11 protein-coding genes are annotated in these 13358 nt (G+C 51.8%); 7 read left to right on the top strand and 4 right to left on the bottom strand.

All coding sequences use genetic code 11. The features are described from left to right. Positions 1-69 precede the first annotated feature (69 nt). The gene (locus F7R27_RS02585) at positions 70-459 is read left to right on the top strand and encodes a nucleoside-diphosphate sugar epimerase/dehydratase (RefSeq protein WP_151702641.1); all 390 of its coding nucleotides are present in this window, start codon (positions 70-72) and stop codon (positions 457-459) included. Here the strand turns inward: F7R27_RS02585 and F7R27_RS02590 are convergent. Further along, complete coding sequence (locus tag F7R27_RS02590; RefSeq protein ID WP_151702642.1) at positions 445-1689, bottom strand: CDP-glycerol glycerophosphotransferase family protein; 1245 nt, start codon at positions 1687-1689, stop codon at positions 445-447. The genes F7R27_RS02585 and F7R27_RS02590 overlap by 15 nt on opposite strands. Positions 1690-1776: 87 nt before the next feature. On the opposite strand from F7R27_RS02590, the gene F7R27_RS02595 reads away from it, so the two are divergent. Next, positions 1777-3225 carry a glycosyltransferase gene (locus tag F7R27_RS02595; RefSeq protein ID WP_168927406.1) on the top strand — a complete coding sequence of 483 codons (1449 nt, stop codon included), beginning with the start codon at positions 1777-1779 and terminating at the stop codon, positions 3223-3225. 13 nt (positions 3226-3238) lie between these two features. Here the strand turns inward: F7R27_RS02595 and pseF are convergent, their stop codons facing one another. From pseF to pseB, 3 genes are read right to left on the bottom strand one after another with little or no spacing between them, the layout of a single operon-like run. Then, a complete protein-coding gene (gene pseF / locus F7R27_RS02600; RefSeq protein WP_151702644.1) occupies positions 3239-3940 on the bottom strand; it encodes a pseudaminic acid cytidylyltransferase in 702 nt (233 codons plus the stop codon). Beyond that, entirely contained in the window at positions 3937-5094 is a 1158-nt protein-coding gene (gene pseC, locus F7R27_RS02605; RefSeq protein WP_151702645.1) for a UDP-4-amino-4,6-dideoxy-N-acetyl-beta-L-altrosamine transaminase, read from the bottom strand. The genes pseF and pseC overlap by 4 nt, the downstream gene beginning before the upstream one ends. A gap of 2 nt (positions 5095-5096) precedes the next feature. Beyond that, the gene (gene pseB, locus F7R27_RS02610; RefSeq protein ID WP_151702646.1) at positions 5097-6101 is read right to left on the bottom strand and encodes a UDP-N-acetylglucosamine 4,6-dehydratase (inverting); all 1005 of its coding nucleotides are present in this window, start codon (positions 6099-6101) and stop codon (positions 5097-5099) included. A gap of 259 nt (positions 6102-6360) precedes the next feature. Here pseB and F7R27_RS02615 point away from each other — a divergent pair, with 259 nt between their 5' ends. The 5 genes from F7R27_RS02615 (at position 6361) to F7R27_RS02635 (ending at position 13331) form a co-directional block, all read left to right on the top strand. Further along, the gene (locus tag F7R27_RS02615; protein ID WP_151702647.1) at positions 6361-7848 is read left to right on the top strand and encodes a sigma-54 interaction domain-containing protein; all 1488 of its coding nucleotides are present in this window, start codon (positions 6361-6363) and stop codon (positions 7846-7848) included. Then, the gene (locus tag F7R27_RS02620; protein ID WP_151702648.1) at positions 7845-8906 is read left to right on the top strand and encodes a sensor histidine kinase; all 1062 of its coding nucleotides are present in this window, start codon (positions 7845-7847) and stop codon (positions 8904-8906) included. Before F7R27_RS02615 ends, F7R27_RS02620 begins: the two co-directional genes overlap by 4 nt. 22 nt (positions 8907-8928) lie before the next feature. Next, complete coding sequence (locus F7R27_RS02625) at positions 8929-10305, top strand: sigma-54-dependent transcriptional regulator (protein ID WP_151702649.1); 1377 nt, start codon at positions 8929-8931, stop codon at positions 10303-10305. Positions 10306-10537: 232 nt separating this feature from the next. Then, entirely contained in the window at positions 10538-12493 is a 1956-nt protein-coding gene (gene acs / locus F7R27_RS02630) for an acetate--CoA ligase (protein WP_151702650.1), read from the top strand. 175 nt (positions 12494-12668) lie between these two features. Further along, positions 12669-13331: a response regulator transcription factor gene (locus F7R27_RS02635; RefSeq protein ID WP_151702651.1), complete on the top strand. Its 663-nt coding sequence runs from the start codon at positions 12669-12671 to the stop codon at positions 13329-13331. Positions 13332-13358: the final 27 nt, after the last annotated feature.

Below are 13358 nucleotides of genomic sequence, written 5' to 3' on the forward strand. Positions count from 1 at the left end.
TAGCGGGTAACTTGGTAAGCTAGACTGATTTTGAAATCAGTGTTTTATTAGTTATTAATTGGTTATTTTATGACAGCGAAGCCACAGATTGTTATTTTTGGTGCAAGTAAGGGAGGCATAAGCGCCTATCACTACTTTAAAAATGATTATGAAATTGTTGCTTTTGCTGATAATGATGCAAAAAAACACGGCAAGAGCTTTCTTGGGAAGCCAGTCGTATCTGCCAAAGATCTGATTTCTCTTAAATTTGACAAAATTATTATAGCCAGTCTTTATGCTCTACACATTCACCGGCAACTAGTTTGCGAAGAGGGGATTTCTTCATCTTTAATAGTCCGATTGCCAGCGTCTTTTTTAGAAAAAGAGCAACCGCTGTACTATTTTTCAGGCTGTATAGTGGCAGGCTTTTGGATTTTTTTATTCATTGTATTTTCATTATTTTTGCTATACTGGCTGTAGTGTTTTTTCAAGCGTAACAGTGCATTCTATTGTTGCAAAATAATAATGTTTTATTTTTTCATGACTTGCTTTGTATTCCCTTTGCCAGTCACCATTATTGAGCAAGTATTGTTCTAACTGTTGCAGTAGCTGTGAAAAACTCTTAGTCATTGGACCGATAGAGGCAGATAGTAGTTCGTAATCAGGTAGTAACCCCGTGAATATTCGATATTCATCGAGATCATACGGGATTTGTATGATGGGGCGATCGAGTAATAAGTAGTCTATCATTACACCTGAGTAGTCACTTATCAGAATGTCGCAGCAATCAAGAATGGTGTTCAGATCACACTGAAAAGGCAGTGTCATGATGTGTGGTGATTGGGTCAATGTTGCATCAATTTCAGCTGCAGTCCGGCTCATCCCACGATGCTTATACTCCTGGTAAGAGCAGCTATGCCATTTGGTAACCAGTATCGCGTCGTGTTCTTTCAATAGTGCATTCAACGCATTAATATCATTTATACCAACTGCCCCTAAGAATCTGTCCATTCCGGTATCTCTCCAAGTTGGAAAGTATCCAATTACAGTTCTTTTACTTTGTGCAAGTTCCTGTCTTAATTGAAGTTCTGAAGTCGATAAATCAGGGTAATGGCTGCTAATAATTTGCTGATTTCTGGGTAAGTTTGAAGTAATAATATTTCCGCGGGGTAAATCGAATATCTCACTCAGATAGTCAAAATGAGGTGGGGTTGGGTGTGTTAAATATTTTTTATGGTATTGGCTGTCTTTGCGATACCACCAGTTATGAATACGATTTATTCTGTTATTACTTGGCCAAGGTTTCATATTGTCCAAACTTTTTAAAGGCACGCCATGCCACAAATTTAACCATTTTGCTCCGATACCAGTAAATTCACTTATATCTTTAATGCTGGTATCAAAAATATGCCAACTCGCTCTGAGACAGTACCAAATACCTAGCAGACTGATTGGGTGGTGACTGGGAATTCCAGCGCAAATTGCCTGAGCTCTTACTTCAGTAGAGGGTGATATCCAGACGATTTTTTGATTTGGCCATGTGCGTTTTGCCTGTAAAGCGAAGTGGCGAGCATTATCAGCAAAGCGTAGACCTTTAGAGCCACCTACCACCCAGATTTTTCTACTGCGTGGAATAAGCCAGGTGGCAATAAGCGCAGCATGATAATACCAATGGTAGACAAGAAACGTCCAAAAAATCTTCCAGTTCATTCAATACCTTGCTATGGTGACTTTTGATTAAAGTATATTAGAATTGTTACGCTTTAAATGAAATAGAAATTTACTGCAGGAATGATCATGAATGAGTTGCCCCGGGTATCACTGTTTATTTTCTGTTATCAGCAAACCGAGTTCATTGCTGCAGCGATTGAAGCCGCATTCAACCAAGATTATACAAATCTGCAAATTATCATTTCAGATGATGCCTCATCAGATGCGACATTCAGTATTGCGCAGGCCTTAGTAGCTGAATACCAGGGTCGTCATGAAATTATACTAAACCGTAATCCACAGAATCTCGGGATAGGGCGTCATTTTATTCATATTATGGAGGAGTTGGCTCAGGGAGAGTTGGTTGTCGCCTCTGCTGGCGATGATATTTCTGCACCGAACAGAGTCAGCCGAATCGTAGACGAGTGGCTTGCCAGTGGTAAGCCAGCGCTAATTGCACATGCCCTTGAAGAGATTGATGAGTATGGGCAGCCATTAATCAGCAGTCGTACGATACAGTATCAGGTGCAGTCCCAGCCAGACAAGTGGCCTAGAGAAATGGCCTTGCAAGAGTATCTGCAATACCCCTTTCCGCTACCCTATATTGGTGCAGCACTTGCTTATCGGCGCGATGTCTATCTGCAGTTCGGTACGCCTGCTGCCGAACCGTCTTATGAAGATCATCTCATGTATTTCAGGGCACTTCTCAGTGGTGGCATGCACTACTTTCCACAGGTGCTGGTTAAATACCGCCGTCACGCAAACAACTTTACTGCAAAACCGGCTAAACCAAAGCCTAAGGTGTTGAATATACCACTGTTGTATCAAAGCCTGCTAAGCAACCCTACAGAGTTTGCTGGTGATAAGGTTGGTGGGTTCCGGCTACACCAGATGATTACGCAACAGTGGCTTGACTACCGTAAGGCGGTACAACTGGGGATGATTACTGCTGATGTGTCCGTCGTCTCATTGCTGTGGCTACAATTGATATGGCGACATCACCGCTTCTTGCTGATGAAGGGCGGTTATTCTGCAAAGTTGCGCGTTTTGAGCTATGCAGCCAGTCAGGTGCTGTTGGCAATACGTAGTTGGTGCGGCAGCACCCGTTATGATTATCAGGATGGACTGTTGGCGGTGGATTACGCACCACCACTACGCACTGTGGTCTTCGGTGTGGGTTCTGGTGGTGAGCGCGCCTTAACTAACCTTAGCCCCGGTTTTCATGTGGAGGCGGTGTGCGACAATAACTCAAAGCTGCATGGTAGCCAATTTTGTGGCTTGCTGGTCATCAGCCCCCAGCAGTTAAAGGATGACATTGATAATATTGACTGCATTGTTATTGCCAGCACTTACTTCCATGAAATTAAAGAAAAGTTGACCGACGAATTGGGAGTTCCTGCCGAAAAAATAGCTCGGGCACCCTATATTAGTCTTACCCGTCGCTTCCCGGCTGGAATCACCGCAGCCCTTACATCTGCACTGGCAGTTACTGCGGTATTATTGCTGTTATCAGTAGTGGGGCTTGTGCTGTTCTAAGTTGTAACTTTAATCAGCCTTGGTGAGCACGCTGGCTCAGCGCAGCGAACAGATACTCTGCCATTATCCAGTCTTCCTCAGTATCGATGTCCTGTACCCGATAGCGAGGCAGTATCAGTGGTATTGAGCCTGCGCTGAACATGCTGCGTCCCGGTGTACACCAGGTTTTGGCGCTGGCCCAGTAAAACTGACCAGCGTCGTGCCAGGCCTCCTCAAGATCCTGTGAGCGTTTGCGAATATGCTCTGGAAAGATCGGTTCGCAGCCCTTGTCTGTCACTCTGATGGCACGCTGAATAGGGAAGGGGAAGGTTGTTGCTGTAAAGACCTGCTCCGCTTTACCTGATCTCAGTAGCGCTTGGCCATTTCTGAGGTCTTCGGGGCGGACGAAAGGGGCTGTGGCATACAGGCAGCACACGTCTTCAGGATCATGCCCCTCTTGCTGGAGCCATTCCACGGCATGTCGAGTGACGGCCCCGGTTCCGGTAAAGTCATCTGACAGCACCACGGGGCGCATGAAGGGTGTCGACGCACCATACGAGCGAGCCACCTCGGCAATTTCAGGATCATCGGTCGAAACGATTACCCGGTCAAAACAGCCACTTTTCAAAGCGGCTTCAATTGGCCAAACGATCATCGGCTTGCCGCAGAACAGCCTGATGTTTTTACGTGGAATCCGCTTGCTACCGCCACGAGCAGGAATAATGGCTACGTTCATGGGTGCAGAATCCCAGACAGTGTTTCAGCAACACGGGTCTGATCTTCATCCGTCAGTGTTGCATGTAGAGGTAGTGTGATAGCTTCACGATAATATGCTTCTGCTGCAGGGTAATCCCCCTCCCTGAAACCCATCTCCTGATAGTAGGGTTGGGTGTGCACGGGGATGTAGTGCAGATTGACACCTATGCCTGCAGCACGCATGGCTTCAAAAACTTCTCTGTGAGCCATCTGATGATCACTTTGCAGGCGGATAACATAAAGATGCCATGAGCTTTTGCTATCGGAGTGTTGTTGCAGTCTGCTCAGAGGCAGGTCTGTCAGCAGTTGGTCGTAGCGTGTGGCCAGTTGCTGGCGGCGTTGAATATACTGATCCAGGCGGTTCAGCTGTGATAACCCCAGCGCAGCCTGAAGGTCGGTCATACGGTAATTGAAGCCGAGCTCTATCTGTTGATAGTACCAGGCGCCATCTGGCTCATGTGTCATCTCGTCAGGGTCGCGCGTAATGCCATGGCTGCGCAGGCGAGCCATGTGTTTTGCCAGTGAGGAGTTACGTGTGGTAGCGACACCACCCTCTGCTGTCGTGATGATCTTGACCGGATGAAAGCTGAAGACCGTGATATCACTATAGCGACAATTGCCTACCGGCTCACCACGATACTGTGCGCCAATGGCATGCGAGGCATCCTCGATAATGCGAAAGCTGAACTTGTCGGCCAGGGCTCTGATCGCTGCCATGTCGCAGGGTTGTCCGCACAGGTGGACAGGGATAACAATGCTCGGCAGCTTTCCTTCCTGCTCCGCCTTGATCAGTTTGGTTTCAAGCGCTTTGGGGCAGAGGTTGCCTGTCTGTGGATCAATATCAACAAAATCAACCTGGGCACCGCAGTAGCGAGCGCAGTTGGCGGATGCAACAAAGGTGATTGGAGAGGTCCAGAGCCAGTCTCCTTCACTCAGATCCAGTGCCAGGCAGGCAAGGTGGAGGGCGGAGGTAGCGCTGTTGACCGCAACTGCATGGGGTACCCTGCAATAATTGGCAAGCGCTTGCTCAAAGTTCTGTACGGCAGGTCCCTGTGTCAGGAGGTCGGATTTCAGAACCTTGATAACAGCGTCTATGTCCTCTTGCTGTATGTCCTGCCGTCCGTAGGGGATCATGTTTAAACCTCTTCGCTCAGCTCGTTGTAACGTAATATTTCGTCCGGCGTCAGAAACTGTGGATTAGTACCGGAGTTGTATTCGAACCCCTGTGCTACCTCAATCCCGACTTCACCCAGCTCATTTGGTGAGAAATGATTGCTGCGTGAGTTATAGCGAATAGTAGGTCTAATGACATAGTGGTCACTAAACTCCAACGTCAGATGCGAGTCATCACTCGGGCACATGATCTCATGCAGTTTTTCACCCGGCCTGATGCCTATGGTTTTGAGTGGCATGCCTGGTGCGAGAGCTTCTGCCAGATCAGTGATCCGGATAGAGGGTATTTTGGGAACAAAGATCTCGCCACCATGCATGCGCTGAAAATTCTTCAGTACAAAATCCACGCCCTGTTGAAGAGTGATCCAGAAGCGGGTCATGCGCGGATCGGTAATCGGTAGGTGATCCGTTCCCTCTGCCAGCAGCTTGTTGAAGTAGGGGACCACCGAACCGCGTGAGCCAACGACATTGCCGTAGCGCACTACTGAAAACTGGGTTTTCAGTTTGCCTGCCATATTATTGGCGGCCACGAATAGCTTGTCGGATGCGAGTTTGGTAGCGCCATAAAGATTAACTGGGTTGGCGGCCTTATCAGTGGATAGTGCAATGACCTTGTCGACATTGTTTGCCAGTGCTGCATGGATAACATTCTCGGCGCCATGGATATTGGTCTTGATACACTCCATCGGGTTGTATTCGGCCGCAGGTACCTGTTTCAGGGCTGCCGCATGGATCACGAAGTCCACATCACGCATCGCCTGTACAAGCCGCTCCTTGTCCCGTACATCACCAATGAAATAGCGCATGCACTTCTGATCAAACACCTGCTGCATCTCATACTGCTTGAGCTCATCACGCGAGTAGATAATCAGGCGACGCGGTTGGTGGTGTTGCAGTAGCGTTTTGACATACTGGTGGCCGAATGAGCCTGTGCCACCGGTGATCAGGATAGACTTATTATTGAACATATTTTGTCTTCTTCTGGCTGCTTCAGGCACGCTACCGCCCGGAGGTGTGCATATCCTCAACAGCGGCACTGCATATAATTCAAGTCGTTACACTTAACTAAGTGTAGCCCTATCCTAAGTGATATCGGCCGAGTTGTGGAGTGTTTGAGTCTGAAGTTGTAGAGATGAGAAAAATTGGTTCTGTGAATGGACAATAAATTGACACATTCGGAATATATCACGATACTTGTGACTGAAAATTGACTATCTGGACTGGGCCATGGAATCCGTTAATACACAACTCATTCTGATTGATGATAATCGAGAGAGGCGTGAGCGCCTGATGGCGCTGTGTGAATTTGCCGGATTGAGTTGCAGGGGCTTCGAGTTTGTTGTCTGGCTGCAGGAAAGTCGCACGTTTGACTGGTCTGGCTGTTCACTGTTGATGCTGGGCGAAAGCAGCCTGCCGATTTCGTTGGCCAAATTTCTTCACGACCTCAACCCTGATTCGATCCGCACTCCGGTGCTGTTGCTGAACCGCTGGCAGGAGCTGGATCGGTTGGATGAACCTGTGGCGGCCTCAGTGATCGGTTATTTTGAGCCTCCCTATCGTCAGTCGCAGTTGCTGGATCTGTTGCATCGGGCTCAGGTGCTCAAGTCTGCTGGACTGAGCGAGCGGGTGGATACACAGTTTGATGGCCTGGTCGGGTCCAGTGCTGCCATGCAGCAGGTGCGTCGTCTTATTGCTCAGGTTGCGGATCGGGATATCGGCGTGTTGATTACCGGTGAATCCGGTACGGGTAAAGAGGTGGTTGCCAGAGCTCTGCATGATCACTCTGGGCGTTGTAACGGTCCCTTTGTACCGGTCAACTGTGGTGCCATACCTTCCGAGCTGTTGGAGAGTGAGCTGTTCGGGCATGAGAAAGGCGCTTTCACCGGTGCCATCTCCAGTCGGGCTGGGCGTTTTGAGTTGGCCGATGGTGGTACGCTGTTTCTGGATGAGATAGGGGATATGCCGTTGCCGATGCAGGTCAAACTGCTGCGTGTGTTGCAGGAGCGTCAGTTTGAGCGTGTAGGTGGCAGCAAAACTCTGGAGGTGGATGTGCGGATCATTGCCGCCACCCATAAGGATCTGGAGCAGATGATTGCTGAGGGTCAGTTCAGGGAGGATCTCTATTATCGTTTGAATATTTTCCCCATTGAGATGCCACCACTGAGAGAGCGGCTGGAGGATCTGCAGCAGTTGATCGGTGAGCTGTGTGGTCGTTTGCAGGCACAGGGTAATGGTCGGTTGCATCTGCACAGTTCGGCGATGGAATCGCTTTATCGCTATGCCTGGCCCGGTAATGTCCGTGAGCTGGCTAATCTGCTGGAACGGCTGACCATCATGTATCCGGATGGCGTAATTGGTGTGTCGGAGTTGCCACTGAAATTCCGACAGGTCGAAGAGCCAGACCCGGAGCGCTACCAGTTTGCCGCGCAGATGGCATTTGACAATGCGTCAATACCAGTCAATGGTCAGGCAGTTGAGGCGGTGCAGACTTTTGGTCAGACTTTTTGTCAGAGCGCTGGGTCGAATTCAGAGCCAGTGACCCTGCCACCACAAGGCCTGGATCTGAAAGAACATCTGGAAACTCTGGAGCGATCCCTGATTGAGCAGGCGCTGGATGCCACGGAGCAGGTGGTCGCCAGAGCTGCAAAACATCTCAGAATCAGACGCACCACACTGGTGGAGAAAATGCGTAAATATGGGATCTCCAGAGCATGACTGAGTCTGAGGAGCAGTTGCTGCTGCAGCGAATAAAGGATCTGGAGGCGCAGCTTGAGGCCGCACGTCAGGAGCAGCTTGAGGGGCGTCGATTGCGCAATATGATCGCACTGATGCCCAACGGTGTGTTGATCATCGATAATCGCGGGATGGTCAGTGAGTGTAATCCGGCGGCTGAGGCGTTGCTGGGTGTCGCTCTGGAAGGTGAATCCTGGCTCAGTATCATCACGGCCTGCTTTGCGCCGAGGCCGGATGATGGCCATGAAGTGTCGCTCAAGAACGGTAAGCGGGTAAGTCTGGCAACACTGGCGTTGCCGGATGAGCCAGGCCAGCTGGTGTTTATTTCCGACCAGACCCAGACCCGTGATCTGCAGGCCAAGTTGCACCACTATCAGCGTCTGTCTGAGATGGGGCGCATGATGGCTTCGCTGGCGCATCAGGTCAGAACTCCGCTCTCGGCAGCACTGCTCTATGCCAGTCACTTGATGGCGGATGAGGTCAGTGATGAGCAACGCATTCGCTTCGCCGGTAAGGTCAAGGCACGGCTGGTGCATCTGGAGCAGCAGGTGCGCGATATGCTGGTTTTCGCCAGAGGCGAGACGCGCCTTGAGAATCGCATCAGCAGTGATGATCTTCTGCTGCGCATAGAGGAACTGCTGGATCAGCCATTGGTTCAGTATGATGCCGACTGTGACTTTATCAATCAGGCACCAAGTCTTCAGCTACAGTGTAATCTGGAGATGCTGCTCGGAGCGCTGCTGAATCTGGTCAATAATGCCTTGCAGGCGGCCGGAAAAGGTTGCGAGCTGAGTGTGACGGTTTCGCAGGAGTCCGATAAGCTGCGAATCGCGGTCCGGGATGATGGGCCGGGTATGGATGAGTCCGAACTGCTGAAAGCGCAGGAGCCCTTTTATACCACCAAATCGCATGGTACGGGGCTGGGGCTGGCCATCGCGCATGCCATCGCGCGGGCGCATCATGGAGTGTTTGAGTTGCAATCCACGCCGGGCCAGGGAACTGTCGCGGCTTTCGTATTGCCCTGTATGCTGCTTGAATAGTGATCTGTAAATATTGAGTGAAATGATGCCAAGGATACTGATAGTTGAGGATGATCTGGACCTGCGGGAGGCACTGGTGGATACGCTGGCGCTGGCCGGTATTGATTATGTAGAGGCCGGAAATGGTGAGGAAGCCGTTGCTCTGCTGAAAGAGCAGACGGTGGATATGGTGATCAGTGACGTTAACATGCCCGGCATGGACGGCCATGAGTTGCTGGCATACCTCAGGCAGCAGTATCCGGTACTGCCGGTGGCTCTGATTACTGCTTACGGACAGGTCGAAAAAGCGGTGGATGCGATTCGCAAAGGAGCTGTCGATTATCTGATGAAGCCCTTTGAGCCGGAGCAGTTGATCGCGCTGATCCGGTCGCAGGTGTCAGGTGTGCCGGATAAGGGAGAGCGGCTGGAGCCTGTCGCGGAAGCACCCGGTTCGCGTCAGTTGCTGGAGCTGGCAAGGCGAGTGGCGACAACCGACTCGACCGTACTGATTACCGGGGAGTCAGGAACAGGTAAGGAGGTGCTGGCGCGTTATATTCATCAGCATTCAGCGCGTTCCGACCAGCCCTTTGTGGCGATCAACTGTGCAGCAATACCTGAAAATATGCTGGAAGCGACGCTGTTCGGGCATGAGAAGGGCGCTTTTACCGGCGCTTATGCCAGTGCACCGGGTAAGTTTGAGCAGGCCAACGGCGGGACTCTGTTGCTGGATGAGATCAGTGAGATGGATCTCGGGCTGCAGGCCAAGATACTGCGTGTGCTGCAGGAGCAGGAGGTCGAGCGTATCGGCGGCCGCAAACTGATCAAGCTGGATGTGCGGGTGCTGGCAACCAGTAACCGCAAGCTCGAAGAGTATGTTGCCGAAAAGCGCTTTCGCGAGGATCTGTACTATCGCTTGAATGTCTTTCCGCTGCAGTGGCAGCCCCTGCGCGAGCGGCGTGAGGATATTGTCCCACTGGCCAGGCAACTGCTGGAGCATCACGGGCGTAAAATGCGCCGTCAGGGAATGCGGCTCAGCTCAGAGGCTTGCGAATTGATCCAGCAGCATCAATGGCCGGGTAATGTGCGAGAGCTGGATAATGTGATTCAGCGCGCGATGATTCTGCAGTCTGGTGCAGTGATCATGCCTCAGGACCTGCATCTTGAAGCCGGTGCGATTCAGCTGTCCAGAGTGTTGGAGCCGACTGGCGAGCGACAGTCTGTGCCTGCTGTTGAGGAGGATGAGTCTGGTGGTTTGCTCGGGCAGGATCTGCGGCAACATGAGTACCAACTGATCATAGACGCGCTGCGACAGCATCGTGGCAGTCGCAAACTGGCCGCCGAACAGCTTGGCATCAGCCCGCGGACACTGCGTTACAAGCTGGCGCGCATGCGTGAAGAGGGCGTAGAGCCTGACATCTGATAGGCACCATTATGGGTGGTCGAAGTATCATATAGGACTAATGTAGCCCCCTTTCTCAGACGAATGTCTACTTATGGGCAGCTGACAGGATCTGTTTAAATCGGATCAAAGTTTGCCGCGCGCTATCAGAAATTCGTACTAAGCTGATTCTTACTGAGCTATTGGTTACAGTTTTCGCTACAGACATGGCGCCAAACACGATAAAAACAAATCTCAAGTGAAGGGCATTTTCATGAGTCAAGAAAACCTTTATCCCGTCGATCCGGCATTTGCTGCCAAGTCACATGCCGACAAAGCCACCTATGAGGCGATGTACGCCCAGTCAATTCAGGACCCTGATGCCTTCTGGGGTGAGCAGGGCAAGCGTCTTGACTGGATCAAGCCCTATACCAAGGTGAAAAACACCTCTTTTGATACGCACAATGTCTCCATCAAATGGTTTGAAGATGGCACGCTGAACGCATCAGCCAACTGCCTGGATCGCCATCTGGCGACCCGTGGCGATCAGGTGGCGATCATCTGGGAGGGCGACAGCCCCGACGAAGACCAGAAGATCACCTATCGCCAGTTGCATGAGAGTGTGTGTCGTTTTGCCAATGCACTCAAGGCACAGGGCATCAACAGGGGCGATGTGGTCACCATCTACATGCCGATGATCCCTGAAGCCGCTGTCGCGATGCTGGCCTGTACGCGTATCGGCGCGATCCACTCGGTCGTGTTCGGTGGCTTCTCGCCAGAGGCGCTGGCCAGTCGTGTCGAAGGCGCCCAGTCGAAGCTGGTGGTCACCTCCAACTACTCGCTGCGTGGGGGCAAGCAGATTCCGCTCAAAGCCAATGTCGATGAGGCTCTGAAAGAGCCGGGTGCGGCTAAGTATTGCGAAAAGGTGGTCGTGGTACAGCGCACCACGAAAGAGACTGCCTGGTTCCCAGAGCGTGATCTGTGGTATCACGAGATCACTGCAACAGCTTCTGCCGACTGCGCGCCGGAAGCGATGAACGCCGAAGATCCGATGTTCATCCTCTACACCTCCGGCTCCACCGGCATGCCGAAGGGGCTGCAGCACACCACCGGTGGTTACATGGTGTATGCCGCCATGACCCATCAGTATGTGTTCGATTATCACGAAGGGGATATCTACTGGTGTACCGCCGATGTCGGCTGGGTCACCGGTCACAGCTATATTGTCTATGGCCCGCTGGCCAATGGTGCTACCACCGTGATGTTCGAGGGTGTGCCCAACTATCCCGATAACAGCCGTTTTGGACGTGTGATCGAGAAGCACAAGGTTAATCAGTTCTACACCGCACCGACTGCGATCCGTGCACTGATGCAGCGCGGTGAGGATGTGCTGGGCGATGCTGATCTGTCCAGCCTGAAACTGCTGGGCTCGGTCGGTGAGCCGATCAACCCCGAAGCCTGGACCTGGTATCACCGCGTGTTCGGCAAGGGCCGCTGCCCGATCGTCGACACCTGGTGGCAGACCGAGACCGGCGGCATCATGATTGTGCCGCTACCGGGTGCCACTGATACCAAGCCTGGTTCAGCCACTCTGCCATTCTTCGGCGTACAGCCGGCGCTGGTGGATAACGAAGGCAAGGAAGTAGAAGGAGCCGGTGAAGGCAATCTGGTGATCAAGGACTCCTGGCCGGGTCAGAGCCGCTCCATCTGGGGTGATCATGAGCGCTTTGTGCAGACTTACTTCTCCACTTTCCCTGGCAGCTATGTCACCGGTGATGGTGTGCGCCGCGATGAAGACGGCTACTACTGGATCACAGGCCGTGTGGATGACGTGATCAACGTTTCCGGCCACCGTATGGGTACGGCAGAGATCGAATCGGCACTGGTGGCGCACGAAGCCGTGGCCGAGGCTGCCGTGGTGGGTTATCCACATGACCTCAAGGGTCAGGGGATCTATGTTTATGTCACGCTGAAGGCAGGTTATGACCACTCGGATGAGTTGAAAAAAGAGCTGCGTGACTGGGTACGTGCCGAGATCGGCCCGATCGCGTCACCGGATCTGATTCAGTTTGCGCCGGGCATGCCGAAAACCCGCTCTGGCAAGATCATGCGCCGCATCTTGCGCAAGATCGCCGAGGATGATTTCAGTGCTCTGGGGGATACCTCAACACTGGCAGATCCGACAGTGGTGGATAGCCTGATTGAAGAGCGTATGAATCGCAAAAGCTGATCTGAATCACACTAAATCACCCTCACGCCCTTCCGGTTGATACCGGAGGGGCGTTTTTGCATTTCATGCAGCGATAATATCCCGTATATTAACGGTTTAAACCTTGAGGTAATGTGTTCGCGTTACTTCGTGAGGATTGATCCGTTTTCGAATGCCAGCTCAGGAGAATAACGATATGCAACTGGCTCAGAAGGTAATAATTGCTGATGACCACCCGCTGTTTCGGGCAGCACTCAAGCAGGCTGTTCTTCAGGCCGCACCGGGGGTTCAGATAGTTGAGGCCGACTCACTTTCTGCCGTACAGGCCTGTGCTGAAGAGAACAGTGATGCCGACCTTATCCTTCTGGACATTCACATGCCGGGTGCTCATGGATTTTCCGGACTGGTTTTTCTGCGCGGCCAGCATCCCGGCATGCCGGTGATCGTGGTTTCTGGCAGTGAGGAGCCGCATGTGATGAAACGTGCCATGGATTATGGTGCGTCCGGTTTCATTCCCAAGTCGGCGCCTCTTGAAACCATCTCCGAGGCGATTACCGTGGTGTTGCAGGGCGATGAGTGGTTGCCTCAGGAGATCAGTGACAGTCTTGATGATGTCTCGGAAGAGGATTATCAGTTTGCCTCCGCCTTGGCATCGCTGACACCGCAACAGTTTCGTGTTCTGACCATGCTGACAGAAGGCCTGCTCAACAAGCAGATCGCTTATGAACTGAGTGTTTCGGAAGCGACCATCAAGGCGCATGTCACGGCGATTCTGCGCAAGCTCGGTGTACATAGCCGAACCCAGGCCGTGATTGCTGCTCAGCGGCTCGGTGTCGAGCCACCCAAGACCGAAATGTAAACACCTGCGAGCACACAGGCTCAGCGC

It is taken from the genome of Nitrincola alkalilacustris (assembly GCF_008973755.1).
In the GTDB taxonomy this organism is placed as follows: domain Bacteria; phylum Pseudomonadota; class Gammaproteobacteria; order Pseudomonadales; family Balneatricaceae; genus Nitrincola; species Nitrincola alkalilacustris.

Excerpts from the sequence above, each read along its gene's own strand:
- F7R27_RS02635 (WP_151702651.1), top strand. The coding sequence starts at position 12,669 with ATGCAACTGGCTCAGAAGGTAATAATTGCTGATGACCACCCGCTGTTT.
- pseF (WP_151702644.1), bottom strand. The coding sequence starts at position 3,940 with ATGAACGTAGCCATTATTCCTGCTCGTGGCGGTAGCAAGCGGATTCCA.
- pseC (WP_151702645.1), bottom strand. The coding sequence starts at position 5,094 with ATGATCCCCTACGGACGGCAGGACATACAGCAAGAGGACATAGACGCT.
- F7R27_RS02625 (WP_151702649.1), top strand. The coding sequence starts at position 8,929 with ATGATGCCAAGGATACTGATAGTTGAGGATGATCTGGACCTGCGGGAG.
- F7R27_RS02595 (WP_168927406.1), top strand. The coding sequence starts at position 1,777 with ATGAATGAGTTGCCCCGGGTATCACTGTTTATTTTCTGTTATCAGCAA.
- F7R27_RS02585 (WP_151702641.1), top strand. The coding sequence starts at position 70 with ATGACAGCGAAGCCACAGATTGTTATTTTTGGTGCAAGTAAGGGAGGC.
- F7R27_RS02620 (WP_151702648.1), top strand. The coding sequence starts at position 7,845 with ATGACTGAGTCTGAGGAGCAGTTGCTGCTGCAGCGAATAAAGGATCTG.
- F7R27_RS02590 (WP_151702642.1), bottom strand. The coding sequence starts at position 1,689 with ATGAACTGGAAGATTTTTTGGACGTTTCTTGTCTACCATTGGTATTAT.
- acs (WP_151702650.1), top strand. The coding sequence starts at position 10,538 with ATGAGTCAAGAAAACCTTTATCCCGTCGATCCGGCATTTGCTGCCAAG.
- F7R27_RS02615 (WP_151702647.1), top strand. The coding sequence starts at position 6,361 with ATGGAATCCGTTAATACACAACTCATTCTGATTGATGATAATCGAGAG.
- pseB (WP_151702646.1), bottom strand. The coding sequence starts at position 6,101 with ATGTTCAATAATAAGTCTATCCTGATCACCGGTGGCACAGGCTCATTC.